The organism is Pseudomonas sp. P1.31, from assembly GCF_001269815.1.
GTDB lineage: Bacteria > Pseudomonadota > Gammaproteobacteria > Pseudomonadales > Pseudomonadaceae > Aquipseudomonas > Aquipseudomonas rustica.
In genome coordinates this window covers 224,588-244,723 of sequence record NZ_LHVN01000027.1, presented here as the reverse complement: position 1 = coordinate 244,723, position 20,136 = coordinate 224,588, and the positions used below count along the sequence as shown (strand labels likewise).

Below are 20,136 nucleotides of genomic sequence, written 5' to 3'. Positions count from 1 at the left end.
ATTTAGGTAGCGCCTCATGTATCACTGTAGGGGGTAGAGCACTGTTTCGGCTAGGGGGTCATCCCGACTTACCAAACCGATGCAAACTCCGAATACCTACAAGTGCCGAGCATGGGAGACACACGGCGGGTGCTAACGTCCGTCGTGAAAAGGGAAACAACCCAGACCGTCAGCTAAGGTCCCAAAGTTATGGTTAAGTGGGAAACGATGTGGGAAGGCTTAGACAGCTAGGAGGTTGGCTTAGAAGCAGCCACCCTTTAAAGAAAGCGTAATAGCTCACTAGTCGAGTCGGCCTGCGCGGAAGATGTAACGGGGCTCAAACCATACACCGAAGCTACGGGTATCATCTTCGGATGATGCGGTAGAGGAGCGTTCTGTAAGCCTGTGAAGGTGAGTTGAGAAGCTTGCTGGAGGTATCAGAAGTGCGAATGCTGACATGAGTAACGACAATGGGTGTGAAAAACACCCACGCCGAAAGACCAAGGTTTCCTGCGCAACGTTAATCGACGCAGGGTTAGTCGGTCCCTAAGGCGAGGCTGAAAAGCGTAGTCGATGGAAAACAGGTTAATATTCCTGTACTTCTGGTTATTGCGATGGAGGGACGGAGAAGGCTAGGCCAGCTTGGCGTTGGTTGTCCAAGTTTAAGGTGGTAGGCTGAGATCTTAGGTAAATCCGGGATCTTAAGGCCGAGAGCTGATGACGAGTGTTCTTTTAGAACACGAAGTGGTTGATGCCATGCTTCCAAGAAAAGCTTCTAAGCTTCAGGTAACCAGGAACCGTACCCCAAACCGACACAGGTGGTTGGGTAGAGAATACCAAGGCGCTTGAGAGAACTCGGGTGAAGGAACTAGGCAAAATGGCACCGTAACTTCGGGAGAAGGTGCGCCGGTGAGGGTGAAGGACTTGCTCCGTAAGCTCATGCCGGTCGAAGATACCAGGCCGCTGCGACTGTTTATTAAAAACACAGCACTCTGCAAACACGAAAGTGGACGTATAGGGTGTGACGCCTGCCCGGTGCCGGAAGGTTAATTGATGGGGTTAGCTAACGCGAAGCTCTTGATCGAAGCCCCGGTAAACGGCGGCCGTAACTATAACGGTCCTAAGGTAGCGAAATTCCTTGTCGGGTAAGTTCCGACCTGCACGAATGGCGTAACGATGGCGGCGCTGTCTCCACCCGAGACTCAGTGAAATTGAAATCGCTGTGAAGATGCAGTGTATCCGCGGCTAGACGGAAAGACCCCGTGAACCTTTACTATAGCTTTGCACTGGACTTTGAATTTGCTTGTGTAGGATAGGTGGGAGGCTTTGAAGCGTGGACGCCAGTTCGCGTGGAGCCAACCTTGAAATACCACCCTGGCAACTTTGAGGTTCTAACTCAGGTCCGTTATCCGGATCGAGGACAGTGTATGGTGGGTAGTTTGACTGGGGCGGTCTCCTCCTAAAGAGTAACGGAGGAGTACGAAGGTGCGCTCAGACCGGTCGGAAATCGGTCGTAGAGTATAAAGGCAAAAGCGCGCTTGACTGCGAGACAGACACGTCGAGCAGGTACGAAAGTAGGTCTTAGTGATCCGGTGGTTCTGTATGGAAGGGCCATCGCTCAACGGATAAAAGGTACTCCGGGGATAACAGGCTGATACCGCCCAAGAGTTCATATCGACGGCGGTGTTTGGCACCTCGATGTCGGCTCATCACATCCTGGGGCTGAAGCCGGTCCCAAGGGTATGGCTGTTCGCCATTTAAAGTGGTACGCGAGCTGGGTTTAGAACGTCGTGAGACAGTTCGGTCCCTATCTGCCGTGGACGTTTGAGATTTGAGAGGGGCTGCTCCTAGTACGAGAGGACCGGAGTGGACGAACCTCTGGTGTTCCGGTTGTCACGCCAGTGGCATTGCCGGGTAGCTATGTTCGGAATAGATAACCGCTGAAAGCATCTAAGCGGGAAACTAGCCTCAAGATGAGATCTCACTGGAACCTTGAGTTCCCTGAAGGGCCGTCGAAGACTACGACGTTGATAGGTTGGGTGTGTAAGCGCTGTGAGGCGTTGAGCTAACCAATACTAATTGCCCGTGAGGCTTGACCATATAACACCCAAGCAATTTGACTACTCGAGAGAGCATCAGATTGCGGTGTGTGAAGACGAAACGAACCGAAAGTTCGATGTTCACAAACACCGAAAGCTGTCACATACCCAATTTGCTGAAGCGAGGCCATCTGGCCACGACTCAGTACCCGAATTTCTTGACGACCATAGAGCGTTGGAACCACCTGATCCCATCCCGAACTCAGCAGTGAAACGATGCATCGCCGATGGTAGTGTGGGGTTTCCCCATGTGAGAGTAGGTCATCGTCAAGATTAAATTCCGAAACCCCAATTGCGAAAGCAGTTGGGGTTTTGTTTTGCCCGCAAGAAAAGTTTTCACGACGCGTTGAGTCCGTTCCGACCGTCGCAAGACCTGCCATTGGAGAAAAACGTTCTGAAGTGACCGGGCAGTTTTTGGTATGGTGCAGCTCGTTTTTTAACGGACTGATGTCATGCCCAAGGAACGGCATTAATTTATGTCAAAGAGTTGCTGTAGAAATGCCTGAACCTATCCCGATCAAGGATCACGAAAAAGAGACACGTCTGGTCAACAAACGGTTGATCGCCTGTGCTCTGTTCGTCTTTGCAGTCAGCTGTGCCCTGGTGGTGCGCCTGTACATCCTGCAAGTGGTCGAGTTCGATTACCACTCGACCATCTCCGAAAACAACCGCGTCCACGTCTTGCCGATCCCGCCCACACGCGGCCTGATCTACGACCGCAATGGCGTGTTGCTGGCTGACAACCGTCCCAGTTACAACCTGATCATCACCCGCGAACGCGCCACCGACGTCAATGAAGAGCTGAATGAGGTCATCAACCTCCTGCACCTGCCTGCCGAAGACCGCACGGTGTTCGACAAGGCGATGAAGCAATCGCGTCATCCCTTCACGCCAGTGACACTGTTCTATGAATTGACCGAAGAGCAGATCGCCGTTCTGGCAGTTAACGAGTTCCGCCTGCCCGGGCTCGATGTTGAACCGCAGTTCGTCCGCCACTACCCACTCGGTGCGCATTTCGCCCACTCGATCGGCTACGTCGGCCGTATCAACGAAAAAGAATCCAAGACCCTCGACTCGGTCGAATACCGCGGCACGCAATCCATCGGCAAGACCGGCATCGAGCGTTTCTACGAAGCCCAGCTGCACGGCCACGTCGGCTACGAAGAAGTGGAAACCAACGCCCAAGGCCGAGTGCTGCGAGTCCTCAAGCACACTGATCCGGTACAGGGGAAAAACATCGTTCTGAGCCTCGATGTTCACCTGCAAGAAGCCGCTGAGGCGGCACTGGGTGATCGTCGCGGTTCCGTAGTAGCGCTCGACCCGGCTACCGGTGAAGTGTTGGCCATGGTCAGTAACCCGAGTTTCGACCCGAACCTGTTCGTGACCGGCATCAGCTCCAAGGAATATTCGGCGCTGCGTGATTCTATCGACCGGCCGCTGTTCAATCGTGTGCTGCGCGGCCTCTACGCGCCGGGGTCGACCATCAAGCCGGAAGTGGCGATCGCCGGTCTCGATGCCGGCGTCGTGACGCCGCAGACCCGCGTCTTCGATCCGGGTTACTACCAACTCCCGGACTTCGATCACAAGTACCGCAACTGGAACCACAGCGGCGATGGCTGGGTAGACATGGACGCCGCGATCATGCGTTCCAATGACACCTACTTCTACGACCTCGCGCACAAGCTTGGCATTGATCGCCTGCACGACTACATGGCGATGTTCGGCCTCGGCGAAAAGGTCTCGCTGGACATGTTCGAAGAGTCGCCCGGTTTGATGCCGTCGCAAGCCTGGAAGCGCGCAACCCGCCGCCAAGCCTGGTTCCCGGGTGAAACCGTGATCCTCGGTATTGGCCAGGGCTACATGCAAGTCACGCCGCTGCAACTGGCTCAGGCCACTGCGCTGATCGCCAACAAAGGCGTGTGGAACCGTCCACACCTGGCGAAAACCGTCGATGGCGTTGCGCCGGTCGATGAGAACCCGATGCCGAACATCCTGCTCAAAGACCCCCGCGATTGGGAACAGGTCAACCACGGTATGCAGATGGTGATGCACGATGCGCGAGGCATTGCTCGTGCAGCAGCGGCCGGTGCGCAGTACCGCATCGCTGGCAAGAGTGGTACGGCGCAGGTGGTGGCGATCAAGCAGGGTGAGCGTTACAACCGCGAGAAAACCCTCGAGCGCCATCGCGACAACGCCTTGTTCGTCGGCTTCGCGCCGGCCGAGCATCCGAAAATCGCGATTGCAGTGATGATCGAAAACGGTGAGGCCGGTGGCCGAGTAGCAGGTCCTGTGGTGCGGCAGATTATGGATGCCTGGCTACTTGATCAGGATGGCCATCTCAAGCCGCAATACGCGGCGCCAGCCAAAGCGCCAGGCGATCCGCACGTTTGATCGATTACAGCTTCACAGCACAGGCTCACGCAAGCTGAGCATGTGCTGGAAGCTGTCGAGGAACACGGTCTCGGCCTGAGTCATTTTCTGCTCGCGATTCCACAGCAACTCGATATCGAAATCCACCACGCCGTCCTCCGGTGGTAACCGCCAGAGCAGACCTTGCTCGACGTCGCGCCGCACCAAGTGCGTCGGCAGACAACCGATGCCGAATCCGGCGCAGATCAATCGGTATATCTCTTCGAAACTGGTGGAAGACGCCACGATCTTGCCGGTGAACCCTTGCTGATCGCGAAACAGCGTCAATGGCGATAGATTGCCGCCGAGCTGATCACTGGTGAAGCTGACGAAGTTCTCCGCCGCCAATTCCTCAAGCGACAGATTCTGTTGCCCGAACAACCGATGGCGCTGCCCGCAAAAGTACGCGTAGGTCTCGCGAAACAACACCCGCCGTTCAAGCCGTGGTTGCGCGAGACGACATAGGCCAACGCCCACCGTGGCAGTTTTTTGCAGCAGTGAACTGATGATGTTCGAGCTGCCCATCACCTCGACTTCCAGCTCGATTTTCGGATGGGTTTCATGGAAGTCAGCCAGAAAATCATCGTAGTGCCGCGCCTGCACACCGCTGACCGTGAGGATGCGGATCTTGCCGACCACGTCATCATGGCGATGCTCGATGACTGTACCCAGTCGTGAAATATCGCCATAAATATCCGCCGCGATACGCAGGACTTCCTCGCCGGTTTCGGTCAGATCAAAGCGCCGTCCGCTGCGCGCGATCAGCACACATTCCAGTTGTTCTTCGAGGCGTTTCAACGCCTGACTCACCGCCGACTGGGTGATGTGCAAGCGCGCAGCGGCGCGGCTCATGCTGCCTTCCTGGCCGATTACCAGGTAGGTGCGCAACAGGTTCCAGTCCAGCCGATCATTGAGAAAGCGCCGACCGACCCAAGGGTTGGAAGAGGACATCACACACTCCATGTAGTAGCAGAGCTAATACTAGCTTTAAGTTTTTGAAAATTGACTAATCCTGTCACGGAAGCGATAAAGCCCACAAGCGCCACAGAGCGTGACCGTCAGCCGCCTGAAACCTGCCCAAAAAAACGATAAATACACAGGGTCCTTGCATGCACACCACCGCTCAGCCGCGGCGCGCCGCGGCCGCTGCCTTCATTGGCACGACCATCGAATTCTACGATTTCTACATCTACGCCACTGCCGCCGCACTGGTGCTTGGGCAAGTGTTTTTCCCCAGCGAAGATCCGGTCACCAGCACGCTCGCAGCCTTCGGCAGCTTCGCCGTTGGCTTCATTGCCAGACCGATGGCCGGGATGGTTTTCGGTCATTTGGGCGACCGTCTCGGGCGCAAGAAAATGCTTCTGGTGACGATGGCGCTGATGGGCCTGGCGACTGCCGGTATCGGCTTGCTGCCGAGCTATGCCAGCGTCGGCATATGGGCGCCGATCGGTTTGATCGTGTTGCGCCTGATCCAAGGGATTTCCGTTGGTGGCGAGTGGGGCGGGGCAGTGTTGATGGCCAGCGAACATGCGCCGGCCAAGCGCAAAACCTTTTACGCATCCTTCGCTCAACTCGGCAGTCCTGCCGGATTGTTGTTGGCCTTGATCGCCTTCCGCCTCGTCACTTCGCTGGAGCCGGAAGAGTTTCTCGCCTGGGGTTGGCGTCTGCCGTTTCTCGCCAGTGGCGTGCTGATGATGGTCGGTTTGATGATCCGTTCCGGCGTGCATGAATCGCCGGAATTCGCCAATGCCAAAGAGAACAACGAAACCTCGAAATACCCGGTCAAAGACGTGATCCGTCAGTGCTGGCGGCAGATTCTGTTCGCGGCGGCTGCGGTGACCATTGGCTCGGCCGGGTTCTTTTTCACCAACACGTTCATGATCACCTACGTCACCCAATACCAAGGCATTTCGCGGGCGACGATTCTCGATTGCCTGTTCCTGGTCACGGTGATTCAACTGCTCTCGCAACCGCTGTCGGCGCTTCTGGCCGAACGCATTGGCGAAGGCCGCTTCCTGACGTTGGTTGCGTTGCTGTGCATGGTCACGCCGTACCCGATGTTCCTGCTGGTCGGCACGCAAAACATCTTGCTGATGACCCTCGGCATTGCCGTCGCGGTGGTGATCCTGTCGGCGCTGTACGCAGTGATTGCTGGCTACATGACTCAGGCCTTCCCGGTGCATCTGCGCTACTCGGGAATTTCCATTGCGTACCAACTGAGCTGCGCGCTCGCCGGTGGCACCACGCCTTTGATCGGCACGCTGCTCGCCAGCAAATTTTCCGGGCAATGGCTGCCTCTGGCGGTGTTCTTCACATTGCTCTCGACCGTGTCGCTCATCGGTGTCTGTGGCCTCGCTCGGCTGCGTGCCGCGCCGGTCGTTCTGCATTCCAACAAAGAGGTATATTCGTGAGTAAACCTGCCCACATCGATCCGATTGAATGGCAAGCCCGCTGTGAGCTCGCCGCGCTGTATCGCTTGATCGCGCATTTCCGCATGACCGACTTGATCGACACGCACATCACCCTGCGTATTCCGGGGCCAGAGCACCATTTTCTGATTAACCGCTACGGGGTGATTTTCGACCGCATGCGTGCTTCGGATCTGGTGCGCATCGATCAGGATGGCAACATCGTCGACCCTGAATATGCGGGTCATCGCGTCAACGCCGCAGGCTTCGTCATTCACTCGGCGATCCACATGGCGCGCCCGGATCTGAACTGCGTGATCCACACGCACACCGCCGCCGGGATGGCCGTCGCTGCGCAAAAACAAGGCTTGCTGCCGATCAGCCAACACGCGCTGAAGTTCTACGGAAAACTCGCTTATCACACCTACGAAGGCATCGCGCTGTCGCTGGATGAACGCGAGCGTTTGATCGCCGACCTCGGCCCGCACCGCGCGATGATTTTGCGCAATCACGGTTTGCTGGTTGGTGGCTCGGGTGTGGCTCAGGCCTTTCAGGAAATCCACTTTCTCGAGCGTGCCTGTCAGGCGCAAGTGCAGGCATTGGCCGGTGGTTCGGAGCTGCATTATCCGTCCCACGAAGTCTGCGCGCACACCGCTGAACAGTTCGACCGCGATGAACAGGACAACATCATCGACCTGGCCTGGGCGGCCGCTTTGACCTTGATCGATTCCCAGCGCGAGTCCTATCTGTCATGAATACCGTTGCACTGTTGTCCCGCGACTTGCTGTTGCTCAAGCAATTGCAGGCAGCGTTTGCACGCAGCGCGCCGCACCTCACGGCAGTGCTGGCCGATGACCCGCGAGCGTTTGATGCGCAGATCGCGGCCTGCTGGTTTCCGCTGCCGGGCAGTCTCGCCGCGTTACCCAATCTGCAAGTGATTCACTCGGTGGCCGCCGGTATCGATCATCTGGAGCACGATCCGTCGTGCCCGGATCTGCCGGTGTGCCGGGTGGTCGATCCCGGTCATCGGCAAGGCATGACCGAGTATGTACGTTGGGCGGTGATTCACTTTCACCGGGGATTTGATCAGGTGCTGCAACAGCAAAAACGCCAGCACTGGGAGCGCCCGCAGCAACGCCCGGCGAGTCAATTCAGGATCGGGATCATGGGCCTGGGATCGCTCGGCAGCGCCATCGCCGAAGATCTGGCTAACGCGGGTTACGACGTTCGCGGCTGGGCGCGAAGTACCAAGGATCTGCCGGGTGTGCAGACCTTCGCCGGCTCGAAAACCTTCACGGCGTTTTTGCACAACGTGGAGCTGCTGATCAACCTGTTGCCACTGACCCACGAGACGCGCGGCATACTCAATCAAACCACGTTCGAACACCTGGCCAACGGCGCAGCACTGGTCAATGTCGGACGCGGCGCACACCTGAATATCGAGGATCTGCAACAGGCGCTGCAAACAGGGAAACTGCGTGGCGCGATACTCGACGTCTTCGATCAGGAACCGTTACCCAGCGACCATCCACTCTGGACAACCGCCGCTGTAACGATCACCCCGCACATGGCCTCGGCAGCTTCCCACGACTGCATCGCCGAGCAGATCGCCGAGAACTTCCGCCGACTGAATTCGGGGGAAGAGCTACTCAACAGCGCCGACAGAACGCTGGGTTATTGAGTCGCCAGACACGCCTGCAAACGTTCGATAAACAGCGTCTCGGCGCGGCTCATGCGCTGGTCGCGGTTCCACAATAAATGGATGTCGACATCGGCAATCCCTTCGTGAGGCGGCAGTCGCCAGAGCAATCCCGCCTCAACGTCCGCCGCCACCACATGCTCCGGCAAGCAACCAATCCCGAACCCGGCGATCACCAGTCGCCGGACTTCCTCCAGGCTCGGCGAGGACGCGACGATGCGTCCGCTGAAACCCTGCTGATCCCGAAAAATCGTCAACGGCGAGAGCATTCCGCCAATTTGGTCGCTGGTAAAACTGACGAAATTCTCGCGCTGCAAATCGCCTTCGCTGACGTCCTCGCGACCGAACAATTCATGGTGCTTGCCGCAGAAAAAGGCATAGCGCTGTCGCAGGAACAAACGCTGTTCGAGACGCGGTTGCGGGCGGCGATTGAGGCTCAGGCCGAGGGTCGCGGTTTTCTCCTGCAAGGCGCTGACGATGTCGGAACTGCGCATCACATCGACCTCCAGATCCACCCGTGGATACTGGCGATGAAAGTCGGCAAGAAAGTCATCGAAGCGGTCGGAAAAGATCCGGCTGATGATCAACAGGCGCACTTTGCCGATCACTTCGTCGGCCGGTTGTTCGAGCAATCCGCCGACCTGTGACACCTGTCCGTAAATCTCGCCAGCGAGTTCGAAGATCTGCTCGCCGACTTCGGTCAGGGCAAAGCGCGGGCCACGCCGGGCGATCAGTTGCCGACCGAGTTGTTCTTCCAGACGCTTGAGTGCCTGGCTCACCGCCGGCTGCGTCAGGTGCAAACGCGCGGCGGCGCGGCTGATGCTCAGCTCCTGACCGATCACGCGGAAGGTGCGCAACAGGTTCCAGTCCAGACGATCATTCAGCAAACGTTGTACATCGCGCTCAGCCATCGTGGCCTCGATTATAAGTTGGCGTAATAGTAAGAATAATAAATAGAAAATTGACTAATCATAGCCCCGGGACGATAAATCACTCCCAGACAGGCACCGCCAGAGTGCCTCGCCCCAGCGTTTTCCTCCTGCCAAAAAAACAATCAAAGGAGCCCGACCATGAAGCCCCAAGCTTCCAACCAGCCGCGCCGTGCGGCAGCCGCTGCCTTTATCGGCACCATGATTGAGTGGTACGACTTTTACATCTACGCCACCGCCGCCGCGCTGGTGTTCGGCGCGTTGTTTTTCCCTTCCGATGATCCACTGTTCAGCACCATGGCCGCCTTCGGCACCTTCGCCGTGGGCTTTTTTGCGCGGCCGTTGGGCGGGATCATTTTTGGCCACATCGGCGACCGCATCGGCCGCAAGAAATCGCTGATCATCACGTTGCTGATGATGGGCGTGGTCACCGTGTGCATCGGTCTGCTGCCGACCTACGCCCAGATCGGCGTGGCCGCGCCGGTGCTGCTGATTCTGCTGCGCGTCGTCCAGGGTATCGCCGTCGGTGGCGAGTGGGGCGGGGCGGTGTTGATGGCCGGCGAACACGCGCCGAAGGGCCGGCGCAACTTCTTCGCGTCCTTCGCCCAACTCGGTAGCCCGGCGGGTTTGATCCTCTCGCTGCTGGCATTCAGCGCGGTGACCCGTTTGCCCGAGGAAGATTTGATGAGTTGGGGCTGGCGTCTGCCGTTCCTCGCCAGTGCGTTGTTGCTGCTGGTCGGTCTGGCGATTCGTCTGGGCGTGAATGAGTCGCCGGAGTTCCTCGCCAGCCGCGAGAAGGCGAGCAAGGAAACCCGTAAGGAGCAAGCGCCGGTGATGGAGGTTCTGCGCACCGCGTGGCGCCCACTGTTGCTGTGCATCGGCGCCAACACGCTGGGCATTGCCGGGGTGTATTTCACCAACACCTTCATGATCGCCTACACCACTCAGCAACTGGCGCTGCCGCGTTCGTTGATTCTTGAATGCCTGTTCGTCGTTGCGATCATTCAGTTTTGCATTCAGCCGCTGGCGGCATGGACGGCGGAGAAGATCGGCGCCACGCGGTTCCTTTGTCTGGTGTCGTTGCTGGCGATGGCCTCGCCGTATCCGATGTTTGTTCTGGTGAGTTCGGCGCAGGCGCCGCTGATCATTCTCGGCATCGCACTGGCGGTGGTGTGCATGGCGTCGTTTTACGCGGTGATCGCCGGGTACGTCAGCGGCATGTTCGAGACCCGCGTGCGCTACACCGCGATCTCGCTGGCCTATCAGATTTGCGGAGCGGTGGCGGGTGGTCTGACGCCGCTGATCGGCACCATGCTCGCGCACAAGTTCACCGGTCAGTGGTGGCCGCTGGCGGTGTTCTACAGCCTGATCGCTGCGGTTTCGCTGATCTGCGTGTTGTCCCTCGCACGTCGCCATGCCAGCGCTCATCGCGCGGAAATGGCTTCTATTTAATCTCGAATTCCAGGAGCACCTCATGTTGAAGATCAATGGCGAACGCCTGTGGGCGAGCCTGATGGCGATGGCCGAAATCGGCGCAACCGCACGCGGCGGCAGCTGCCGTCTGGCGTTGAGCGACGAAGACAAAGCAGGCCGCGAACTGTTCGCCCACTGGTGCCGTGAAGCGGGCATGACCCTGAGTGTCGATGCCATCGGCAACCTGTTCGCCCGTCGCCCCGGCACCGATTCGGACGCGGCGCCGGTGATGTTGGGTAGTCACCTCGACACTCAACCGGAGGGTGGCCGCTTCGATGGCGTGTACGGCGTATTGGCCGGTCTGGAGGTGGTGCGCTGCCTCAATGACCAGAACATCAAAACCCGCAAACCGCTGGAAATCGCGGTGTGGACGAACGAGGAGGGCGCGCGGTTTACCCCGGCGATGTTCGGCTCGGCGGTGTTCACCGGGATCATGGATTTGCAGGCCGCACTGGCGGTGCGCGACGCCAACGGCATCAGCGTTGCCGAAGAATTGCAGCGCCTCGGTTACGCCGCTGACCGTGCCTTGGGAGGTGCGGTGGATGCCTATTTCGAAGCGCACATCGAGCAAGGCCCGATCCTTGAAGACAACGCGAAAAGCATCGGTGTGGTCAGCGGTGGCCAAGCGATCCGCTGGCTCGATGTGCGCGTCGAAGGCATGGCCGCGCATGCCGGCACCACGCCGATGCCGTTGCGCAAGGACGCCTTGTACGGCGTGGCACGGATGATTCAGGCGATTGAAGAACTGGCGACGGATTTCGCTCCCGAAGGGCTCACCACCGTGGGCGAACTGAGCATCAATAAATCGTCACGCAACACCATTCCCGGGCTGGTGAATTTCACCGTCGATTTGCGTCATCACCGTGACGACGCTATCGCCGCGATGGCACAACAAGTGCGCGCACGTTTGCAGGCGATTGCTGATGCGCGGGGGTTGAGCGTGACGATCACCCCGCACTGGATCAGCCCGGCCACGCCGTTTGACGCCGAGTGCGTGGCGGCAGTGCAATCGGCGGTGGATGCGCTGGGCTACGCTCAACAATCGATTGTCAGTGGGGCCGGGCATGACGCGATTCTGCTCGCGCGGTACTGCCCGACGGCAATGGTCTTCATCCCGTGCGTCGGCGGCCTGAGCCATAACGAGGCCGAAGACGTGCTGCCCGAGGATGTGCGCCAAGGCACCGATGTACTGCTCAACGCCGTCCTGGCCCGCGCTGAAATTTCCCGGTAATCCCCATTCCCCATGTAGGAGCGGGCTTGCTCGCGAAGGCGTCAGGTCAGCCAATATCGTCGGTGCCTGACACTCCGCTTTCGCGAGCAAGCCCGCTCCCACAGGGGAATGTATTCAGATTCAAGCATTACGTTAACTGACAGGAATCCATCCCATGCGCAGTTTTTTCCACCCAGAACAATTGCTCCACCATCCACGCAGCTATTACTCCCGTGGCCAGATGCGCACGCCACAGGAAGTCCCCGAGCGCGCGCAGCGTCTGGTGCAAGCCGCGCACAATCTGGGCTTCAGCGTCGTACAACCGACCGACGCCGGCCTCGCGCCATTGCTCGCGGTACACGGCGCGCCGTACCTGACATTCCTCCAGGAAGCGCACGCGCGCTGGAAGGAAATCCCCGAAGACTGGGGCGATGAAGTCATGTCGAACATCTTCGTCCGCGAACCCAATGCCCTGCGCGGAATCCTCGCGCAGGCCGCACGCTATCTCGCCGACGGCAGTTGCCCGGTCGGCGAGCAGACCTGGCGTTCGGCGTACTGGTCGGCACAAAGCGCGGTGGCGGGCGCGCAGGCGTTGATCGATGGCGAGCCGGCGGCGTACGCGCTGTGCCGCCCGCCGGGACACCATGCGCGTGCCGAAGCCGCCGGTGGTTTTTGCTATGTGAACAACGCGGCGGTGGCGGCGCAGGTGTTGCGTGACAAGTTCGCCAAGGTCGCGGTGCTCGATACCGACATGCATCACGGTCAGGGCATTCAGGAAATTTTCTACGACCGCGATGACGTGCTCTACGTCTCGGTGCATGGCGATCCGACCAACTTCTATCCGGGCGTGGCCGGGTTTGCCGAAGAACGCGGTGCGGGCGCGGGGGAGGGCTTCAATCTCAATCTGCCGATGGCGCATGGTGCGAGTGAAGCGGATTTCCTTGGGCAACTGGATGTGGCGTTGGCGGCGGTGCGTAAGTTTGGTGCCGAGGTGCTGGTGCTGTCATTGGGGTTCGATATTTATGAGCTGGATCCGCAGAGCAAAGTGGCGGTGACGCGTGAGGGGTTTGCCACCTTGGGTGAGCGGATTCGCGAGCTTGGGTTGCCGTGTTTGATTGTGCAGGAGGGTGGATATCACCTGGAGAGTCTTGAGGATAATGCTCGGGCGTTTTTTGTGAATGGTGAGGTTTGGCAGATCTGATATTTGGGTTGTTTGACCGATAGTCTTCGCGAGCAAGCCCGCTCCCACATGTTGAAATGCATTCCAATGTGGGAGCGGGCCTGCTCGCGAAGAGGCCCTCACAACCGCCGCAAAACTCAGGCCCCCGGCACCGGGCAACTCATGTCACCTTCCTCACACTTCAAATACTCCTTCAGCGCCTCAACCCGCACGTTGGTCACACTCGTCAGGCAATTGCTGTAAATCAACGGATACACACTCCCGCCCGTCACCCCGGATGCCGAAAACTTGCACTCCGCATCACGAAACCCGACCCACGCCCGCTGCGCGCTGACCAAAAGCTTCTTCGCATCAGGGTTGTCCTTCAAGCGTCCGGTAATCTGCTGATACACCGTGTTCAACTCTTTATCCGCCGCTTTGAAATCCTGCCCGGCGCACTGATTCATCGTCGCCTGATCGCTGGCGTTGGCGCAGTCGACGGCGGCGTGGGCGAGGGAGGGGAACAGGAAGGGGGTCAGGGCTAGCAACAGGCGTGGGGACATTTGCGGTCTCACTTTTGGTATCAGGAATGCCACGCATTGTAGCGATCAAGATTAACTGCCGCTGTAACCGCGCAGGCGCATGCAGTCATTGGTCAGGTCGATCTGTTTCTCCGCCACCACAATGCCATCGCCCACTCCGGCACCGACTGCCGCTGACATGCTTTTGTCCGACGGGGCGCTGCTGTAACTGGCGGTTGCCGATTTGGCTTGGTATTGGCATTCGGCTTTATCGTGATCGATGGTCGCTTGGGTCGCACCGGGTTTGCTCCAATGATCCACGGAAGTCACGCAAGCAGACAGCGCCAGCAAGGCAGTCCACAGAACGAGGTGCATTAGCCGCATGTCGGTCTCCCGATATCCGTTGGGTTGACCCTTGAGTCTAGACGCAACTTCGCGTGGCACCGGTGACCAAATAGCTCCTTGATACAACTTCACATTGGACATGTGGTCATACAAGCCTAGTGTTCAGAACAGGAGGTGACGTATGAAACCAGTACCCAATAGTTTCGAACGCAAGATTTCGCTGAAGGCGCCGCGTTCTCATGTCTGGCGTGCATTGGTCGATGCCGAGGCGTTTGGCCAGTGGTTTGGCGTGGCGCTGGAGGGCAGGCGGTTTATTGCCGGTGAATGGACGCAAGGGCAGGTCACGTATCCGGGTTATGAACACGTGTTGTGGAATGTGCTGATCGAGCGGGTCGAGCCGCAGCAGTTGTTCTCGTTTCGCTGGCACCCGTATGCGGTGAATCCGAAGATCGACTATTCCCAGGAACCGACCACATTGGTCAGGTTCGAGCTGCAGGATTACGAGGCCGGCACACTGCTCAAGGTTTCCGAGTCAGGTTTCGCGCATATCCCCGATATTCGCCAGAAAGAGGCTTATTTCATGGACAGCCGCGGCTGGGAGGAGCAACTGAGCCGACTTGAACAGTTCCTGACCGAAAGTGCCAAGGCCCGAGCGCGTGACGGTGGCTGACATTTTCCAACCGTGGCTGCAGCGTTGGTCATTGGTGCCGGACGGCGAACCGATCATTACGCTGGGCAGCCGTTTGCTGCCAGTGCGCGTGGGCGATACACCTGCGATGCTCAAAGTGGCGATGGATGTCGATGAAAAAATCGGCAACCAACTGATGTCCTGGTGGGACGGCAATGGCGCCGCGCAGGTGCTGGCGCATCACGAGGATGGCTTGCTGATGGAACGGGCTATGGGCCGGCGTTCGCTGATGCACATGGCGCTGAATGGCGAGGACGACCAGGCCAGCCGGATTCTGTGTGCGGCGCTGGCAAGGCTGCATGCACCGCGCGCGACGCCACCGCCGCCGTTGGTGGAGCTGGGGCCGTGGTTTGCTTCGCTGCGAATCGCTGCGGCCCAGCATGGCGGTCTCTACGGCTTAAGCCTGGAAACGGCAGAAACATTGCTCGCCAACCCGCAAGACGTGGTGGTGTTGCACGGCGACATGCATCACGACAATGTTCTGGATTTCAGCGAGCGTGGCTGGCTGGCCATCGACCCGAAGCGGGTCACGGGCGAACGCGGTTTTGACTACGCCAATTTGATTTGCAACCCCGATCTGCCCTCCGCCACCAATCCCCAACGTTTCCGCCGACAGCTTGAGGTGATAACCGACGCCGCCGGGCTGGATCGCCAAAGACTGCTGCAATGGGTGCTGGCGTTCGCCGGATTATCCGCCGCATGGTTTTTGGAAGATGACGCACTGGAGCAGGCCTCAGGGCAGCTGAAAGTTGCGCAGATTGCCGCTTCCATGCTCGACGCCTGACACGTCTAAGGGTTTTCGGAAGGGTCGCTATGGCGAATGTCCTACACGCGATGGTAGCTATGTCGACTATTGCCGATTGGATCCCACGGTTAATCTAGCCACATCAACTGAGACACAGGGAGTGTTTCAGGATCACGGATGATCGACCATTTGCAAGGATCGCTGCCGACAGGGAGTCGATAATGGTCTTGGGAAAAACCCGCTTCGGCGGGTTTTTTTTTGCCTATGGAAAATCACAGGGAATTTGAGGCGAATGACATTGTGGTGAGGGGATTTATCCCCGATGGGTTGCGAAGCGACCCCCAAAAGAAGGGCCTGCTGCGCAGTCCATCGGGGATAAATCCCCTCGCCACAGGTATAGCGTCAATCAGGAAGCGATGAGTTGGCGCAGGACGTAATGCAGGATCCCTCCTGATTTGAAGTACTCCACCTCATTCAACGTATCGATCCGGCACAGCACCTCGATTTTCTCCTGACGCCCATCTTCGCGCGTAATCACCAATGGCAAATTCATCCGCGGTGTTAGTTCAACCCCGGTCAAACCCTTGATCTCGAACGTCTCCTTGCCCGTCAGATTCAGGCTCTTGCGGTTCTGATCAAGCTTGAACTGCAGCGGCAGCACGCCCATACCCACCAGATTGGAACGGTGAATCCGCTCAAAACTCTCGGCAATCACCGCTTTCACGCCCAGCAGATTCGTACCCTTGGCCGCCCAGTCACGACTTGAACCGGTGCCATATTCCTGCCCGGCAATCACCACCAGCGGCGTGCCCGAGGCCTGATATTTCATGGCCGCGTCGTAGATTGCCAGTTTCTCGCCGGTCGGAATGTAGATGGTGTTGCCACCTTCTTCACCGCCAAGCATCTCGTTACGAATACGGATGTTGGCGAAGGTGCCGCGCATCATCACTTCGTGATTGCCGCGGCGTGAGCCGTAGGAGTTGAAGTCCCGCGGTTCCACGCCTTTTTCACGCAGATACTCGCCGGCGGGGCTGTCAGCCTTGATGTTGCCGGCGGGGGAGATGTGGTCGGTGGTCACCGAGTCGCCGAGCAAGGCCAGAACGCGAGCGCCTTTGACGTCTTTGATTTCCGGCAACGGCCCGGAAATATCGTCGAAAAACGGTGGATGCTGGATATAAGTCGAATCGTCCTGCCAGACATAGGTGGCGGCTTGCGGCACCTCGATGGCTTGCCATTGCTCATCACCGGCGAACACCTCGGCATATTCCTTGTGGAACATCGCGGTGTTGACCTGGCTGACCGCGTCGGCGATTTCTTTGCTGCTTGGCCAGATATCGCGCAAGTACACCGGATTGCCTTGCTTGTCCTCGCCCAACGGTTCGCTGCTGATGTCGCTGCGCACGCTGCCGGCCAAGGCATAGGCGACCACCAGCGGCGGCGAGGCCAGCCAGTTGGTTTTCACCAACGGATGCACACGACCTTCAAAGTTACGGTTGCCGGACAGCACCGAGGCGACGGTGAGATCGGCTTTCTGGATGGCTTTCTCGATCGGCTCGGGCAACGGCCCGGAGTTGCCGATGCAGGTGGTGCAGCCGTAGCCGACCAGCGAAAACCCGAGCTGGTCGAGGTACTGCGTCAGACCGGCAGCCTTGTAGTAGTCGGTAACCACTTTCGAGCCCGGTGCCAGCGAACTCTTCACCCATGGCTTGCGGGTCAGGCCTTTTTCCACGGCTTTTTTCGCCAGCAGACCGGCCGCCATCATCACGCTCGGGTTGGAGGTGTTGGTGCAGGAGGTTATTGCCGCGATCACCACCGCACCGTTTTTCAGACGATAGGTGTGGCCTTCGTATTCATATTCGGTTTCGCCGACCAGATCGGCATTGCCCACCGCCACGCCACCACCGCCCTCACTTTCCAGGCGTCCTTCATCTTTACTGGTGGGTTTGAATTGCAGATCGATGAAGTCGCTGAAGGCTTGCGGCACATTGGGCAGTGACACACGATCCTGCGGACGTTTCGGCCCGGCCAGACTCGCTTCGACGCTGCCCATGTCCAGCGCCAGGCTATCGGTGAACACCGGTTCCTGACCGGGCAGACGCCACAGGCCCTGAGCCTTGGTGTACGCCTCGACCAGTTTCACCGTTTCCGGCGGACGCCCGGACAGACGCAGATATTCCAGCGTCACGTCGTCGACCGGGAAGAAACCGCACGTCGCGCCGTATTCCGGGGCCATGTTGGCGATGGTCGCGCGGTCAGCCAGCGGTAGGTCAGCGAGGCCGTCGCCATAGAATTCGACGAATTTTCCGACAACGCCTTTCTTGCGCAGCATCTGCGTAACCGTCAGTACCAAGTCAGTGGCAGTAATGCCTTCTTTGAGTTTGCCGGTCAGTTTGAAACCAATCACTTCCGGAATCAGCATCGACACCGGTTGCCCGAGCATCGCCGCTTCCGCCTCGATCCCGCCGACGCCCCAGCCGAGTACGCCGAGGCCGTTGATCATGGTGGTGTGGGAGTCGGTGCCGACCAGTGTGTCCGGGAAGGCATAGGTGCGGCCGTCTTCATCCTTTGTCCACACGGTGCGGCCGAGGTATTCAAGGTTGACCTGGTGGCAGATGCCAGTGCCCGGCGGGACGACGCTGAAGTTGTCGAAGGCGCTCTGGCCCCAGCGCAGAAAGGCGTAACGCTCGCCGTTGCGCTGCATTTCGATATCGACGTTCTGCTCGAATGCGCTCGGCGTGGCGAATTTGTCGACCATCACCGAGTGGTCAATCACCAGATCCACCGGTGACAGCGGGTTGATTCGCTGCGGGTCGCCGCCGGCCTTGGCCATCGCCGCGCGCATGGCGGCGAGGTCGACCACGGCGGGAACCCCGGTAAAGTCTTGCATCAATACGCGGGCAGGGCGGTACTGGATTTCCCGATCGGAGCGACGCTCCTTGAGCCATGCGGCAATCGCCTTGAGGTCGGCGCCGGTGACAGTTTTTTCATCTTCCCAGCGCAGCAGGTTTTCCAGCAGGACTTTCAACGACATCGGCAACTTGTCCAGATCGCCCAGGCTTTTGGCGGCATCCGGCAGGCTGAAATAGTGGTAGGTCTTTTGGTCAATCTGCAGTGTTTTGAGGGTCTTCAGACTATCGAGGGACGGCATTACGATCACTCCTTTGAATCCGCACGGCTACGGATTGAGGGGACGGGCAGAGCTATCAACGTAGCCCTGTTTTCATTAGCTGGCTAATAACTGGACTCTATGGGCAAGTCCAAGGTTCCGACATCGGCTATCATGCGCCGGTTTTCGTGACAGGCTTTGCTTCAACGCAAGGCTTGAGCATCGCGCAGGGGCCGAATGATCGCCCGCTGCCCAGGAGTAAGAATGAACACCCTATTCATGCATTGCCGGCCAGGCTTCGAAGGCGAAGTCTGTTCGGAAATTTCCGACCTCGCCGCCCAGCTCAACGTGGCCGGTTACGCCAAGGCCAAAGCAGCCACCGCCTGCGCCGAGTTTGTCTGCACCGAAGAAGACGGCGCCGAGCGCCTGATGCGCGGCCAGCGTTTCGCCGAGTTGATCTTCCCGCGCCAATGGGCGCGCGGCGTATTCATCGATCTACCGGATACCGACCGCATCAGCGTGATCCTTGCGCACATGGCCGATTTCCCGGTGTGCGGCAGCCTGTGGCTGGAAGTCGTCGACACCAACGACGGCAAGGAACTGTCGAACTTCTGCAAGAAATTCGAAGGCCCGCTGCGGAAGGCGCTGACCGGCGCCGGCAAACTGGTCGACGACGCCAGTAAGCCGCGCCTGCTGCTGACTTTCAAAAGTGGCCGAGAAGTGTTTCTGGGTATGGCGGACGCTGGCAACTCGGCGATGTGGCCAATGGGCATTCCGCGCCTGAAGTTTCCGCGCGAGGCACCAAGCCGTTCGACGTTGAAGCTGGAAGAAGCCTGGCACCACTTTATCCCGCGTGATCAGTGGGAAGATCGTCTGCACAGTGACATGACCGGCGTCGACCTTGGCGCAGCGCCGGGCGGCTGGACCTGGCAACTGGTCAATCGCGGCATGCTGGTGACGGCGATCGACAACGGCCCGATGGCGGAAAGCCTGATGGACACCGGTCTGGTGCAGCATTTGATGGCCGACGGTTTCACCTTCAAGCCCAAGCAACCGGTGGACTGGATGGTCTGCGACATCGTCGAAAAGCCTGCGCGTAACGCAGCGATGCTCGAAGAGTGGATCGGCGAGGGGCATTGCCGCGAGGCGGTGGTCAACCTGAAGTTGCCGATGAAGCAGCGTTATGCCGAAGTGAAGCGTTTGCTTGAGCGCATCGCCGATGGCTTCAAAGCGCGCGGGATCAAGGTCGATATCGGCTGCAAACAGCTGTACCACGACCGTGAAGAAGTGACCTGCCACCTGCGCCGTCACGACATCAAGAAACCAAAATCCCGCTGATTCTCCCTGTAGGAGCTGCCGAAGGCTG

Annotated in this window: 15 protein-coding genes and 2 rRNA genes; 12 read left to right on the top strand and 5 right to left on the bottom strand. The window is 58.7% G+C overall.

The genetic code is table 11. The features are described from left to right. The 3 genes from AD669_RS17890 to mrdA form a co-directional block, all read left to right on the top strand. Nucleotides 1-2,079, top strand: a 23S ribosomal RNA gene (locus AD669_RS17890); the annotation flags it as partial. 156 nt (nucleotides 2,080-2,235) lie between these two features. Further along, nucleotides 2,236-2,351 (top strand): 5S ribosomal RNA (gene rrf, locus AD669_RS17885). A 225-nt stretch (nucleotides 2,352-2,576) separates the two neighbouring features. Then, a complete protein-coding gene (gene mrdA / locus AD669_RS17880) occupies nucleotides 2,577-4,469 on the top strand; it encodes a penicillin-binding protein 2 (protein WP_053122139.1) in 1,893 nt (630 codons plus the stop codon). Nucleotides 4,470-4,481: 12 nt separating this feature from the next. Here the strand turns inward: mrdA and AD669_RS17875 are convergent, their stop codons facing one another. Continuing rightward, a complete protein-coding gene (locus tag AD669_RS17875) occupies nucleotides 4,482-5,441 on the bottom strand; it encodes a LysR family transcriptional regulator (protein WP_172680132.1) in 960 nt (319 codons plus the stop codon). Nucleotides 5,442-5,596: 155 nt separating this feature from the next. On the opposite strand from AD669_RS17875, the gene AD669_RS17870 reads away from it, so the two are divergent. The 3 genes from AD669_RS17870 to AD669_RS17860 are packed head-to-tail and all read left to right on the top strand — an operon-like array spanning nucleotide 5,597 to nucleotide 8,576. Then, nucleotides 5,597-6,898 carry an MFS transporter gene (locus AD669_RS17870; RefSeq protein WP_053122133.1) on the top strand — a complete coding sequence of 434 codons (1,302 nt, stop codon included), beginning with the start codon at nucleotides 5,597-5,599 and terminating at the stop codon, nucleotides 6,896-6,898. Then, nucleotides 6,895-7,650, top strand: a complete 756-nt coding sequence (locus tag AD669_RS17865) for a class II aldolase/adducin family protein (protein ID WP_053122131.1) — start codon at nucleotides 6,895-6,897, stop codon at nucleotides 7,648-7,650. The genes AD669_RS17870 and AD669_RS17865 overlap by 4 nt, the downstream gene beginning before the upstream one ends. Further along, nucleotides 7,647-8,576, top strand: coding sequence for a glyoxylate/hydroxypyruvate reductase A (locus AD669_RS17860; protein ID WP_053122129.1), 930 nt, complete (start codon nucleotides 7,647-7,649; stop codon nucleotides 8,574-8,576). The genes AD669_RS17865 and AD669_RS17860 overlap by 4 nt, the downstream gene beginning before the upstream one ends. On the opposite strand, the gene AD669_RS17855 is transcribed toward AD669_RS17860, so the two are convergent. Continuing rightward, nucleotides 8,570-9,505: a LysR family transcriptional regulator gene (locus AD669_RS17855; protein WP_053122127.1), complete on the bottom strand. Its 936-nt coding sequence runs from the start codon at nucleotides 9,503-9,505 to the stop codon at nucleotides 8,570-8,572. The genes AD669_RS17860 and AD669_RS17855 overlap by 7 nt on opposite strands. Nucleotides 9,506-9,664: 159 nt before the next feature. Here AD669_RS17855 and AD669_RS17850 point away from each other — a divergent pair, with 159 nt between their 5' ends. The 3 genes from AD669_RS17850 to AD669_RS17840 all read left to right on the top strand — a co-directional run bounded on the left by AD669_RS17850 (nucleotide 9,665) and on the right by AD669_RS17840 (nucleotide 13,407). Then, on the top strand, nucleotides 9,665-10,975 hold the full coding sequence (locus AD669_RS17850; protein WP_053122125.1) for an MFS transporter: 1,311 nt from the start codon (nucleotides 9,665-9,667) through the stop codon (nucleotides 10,973-10,975). A gap of 22 nt (nucleotides 10,976-10,997) precedes the next feature. Beyond that, complete coding sequence (locus tag AD669_RS17845) at nucleotides 10,998-12,227, top strand: Zn-dependent hydrolase (protein WP_053122123.1); 1,230 nt, start codon at nucleotides 10,998-11,000, stop codon at nucleotides 12,225-12,227. A gap of 154 nt (nucleotides 12,228-12,381) precedes the next feature. After that, nucleotides 12,382-13,407, top strand: a complete 1,026-nt coding sequence (locus AD669_RS17840) for a histone deacetylase family protein (protein WP_053122121.1) — start codon at nucleotides 12,382-12,384, stop codon at nucleotides 13,405-13,407. 116 nt (nucleotides 13,408-13,523) lie between these two features. On the opposite strand, the gene AD669_RS17835 is transcribed toward AD669_RS17840, so the two are convergent. After that, entirely contained in the window at nucleotides 13,524-13,928 is a 405-nt protein-coding gene (locus AD669_RS17835) for a lysozyme inhibitor LprI family protein (RefSeq protein ID WP_053122119.1), read from the bottom strand. Nucleotides 13,929-13,979: 51 nt separating this feature from the next. After that, a complete protein-coding gene (locus AD669_RS17830; RefSeq protein WP_156316170.1) occupies nucleotides 13,980-14,270 on the bottom strand; it encodes a hypothetical protein in 291 nt (96 codons plus the stop codon). A 142-nt stretch (nucleotides 14,271-14,412) separates the two neighbouring features. Between AD669_RS17830 and AD669_RS17825 the strand changes: the two genes are divergently transcribed. Next, entirely contained in the window at nucleotides 14,413-14,901 is a 489-nt protein-coding gene (locus AD669_RS17825; protein WP_053122116.1) for an SRPBCC family protein, read from the top strand. Then, nucleotides 14,888-15,703, top strand: a complete 816-nt coding sequence (locus AD669_RS17820) for an aminoglycoside phosphotransferase family protein (RefSeq protein WP_082341464.1) — start codon at nucleotides 14,888-14,890, stop codon at nucleotides 15,701-15,703. Before AD669_RS17825 ends, AD669_RS17820 begins: the two co-directional genes overlap by 14 nt. Before the next feature lie 367 nt (nucleotides 15,704-16,070). Here AD669_RS17820 and acnA read toward each other — a convergent pair whose 3' ends face one another. Continuing rightward, nucleotides 16,071-18,812, bottom strand: coding sequence for an aconitate hydratase AcnA (gene acnA, locus AD669_RS17815; protein WP_053122114.1), 2,742 nt, complete (start codon nucleotides 18,810-18,812; stop codon nucleotides 16,071-16,073). 222 nt (nucleotides 18,813-19,034) lie between these two features. Here acnA and rlmM point away from each other — a divergent pair, with 222 nt between their 5' ends. Beyond that, on the top strand, nucleotides 19,035-20,108 hold the full coding sequence (rlmM, locus tag AD669_RS17810) for a 23S rRNA (cytidine(2498)-2'-O)-methyltransferase RlmM (RefSeq protein WP_053122113.1): 1,074 nt from the start codon (nucleotides 19,035-19,037) through the stop codon (nucleotides 20,106-20,108). The last annotated feature ends 28 nt before the right edge of the window (nucleotides 20,109-20,136 follow it).

Bases quoted from the DNA above. Each gene is read 5' to 3' on its own strand.
- mrdA (WP_053122139.1), top strand. From the start codon at position 2,577: ATGCCTGAACCTATCCCGATCAAGGATCACGAAAAAGAGACACGTCTG.
- AD669_RS17870 (WP_053122133.1), top strand. From the start codon at position 5,597: ATGCACACCACCGCTCAGCCGCGGCGCGCCGCGGCCGCTGCCTTCATT.
- AD669_RS17860 (WP_053122129.1), top strand. From the start codon at position 7,647: ATGAATACCGTTGCACTGTTGTCCCGCGACTTGCTGTTGCTCAAGCAA.
- AD669_RS17855 (WP_053122127.1), bottom strand. From the start codon at position 9,505: ATGGCTGAGCGCGATGTACAACGTTTGCTGAATGATCGTCTGGACTGG.
- AD669_RS17850 (WP_053122125.1), top strand. From the start codon at position 9,665: ATGAAGCCCCAAGCTTCCAACCAGCCGCGCCGTGCGGCAGCCGCTGCC.
- AD669_RS17845 (WP_053122123.1), top strand. From the start codon at position 10,998: ATGTTGAAGATCAATGGCGAACGCCTGTGGGCGAGCCTGATGGCGATG.
- AD669_RS17840 (WP_053122121.1), top strand. From the start codon at position 12,382: ATGCGCAGTTTTTTCCACCCAGAACAATTGCTCCACCATCCACGCAGC.
- AD669_RS17835 (WP_053122119.1), bottom strand. From the start codon at position 13,928: ATGTCCCCACGCCTGTTGCTAGCCCTGACCCCCTTCCTGTTCCCCTCC.
- AD669_RS17830 (WP_156316170.1), bottom strand. From the start codon at position 14,270: ATGCGGCTAATGCACCTCGTTCTGTGGACTGCCTTGCTGGCGCTGTCT.
- AD669_RS17825 (WP_053122116.1), top strand. From the start codon at position 14,413: ATGAAACCAGTACCCAATAGTTTCGAACGCAAGATTTCGCTGAAGGCG.
- acnA (WP_053122114.1), bottom strand. From the start codon at position 18,812: ATGCCGTCCCTCGATAGTCTGAAGACCCTCAAAACACTGCAGATTGAC.
- rlmM (WP_053122113.1), top strand. From the start codon at position 19,035: ATGAACACCCTATTCATGCATTGCCGGCCAGGCTTCGAAGGCGAAGTC.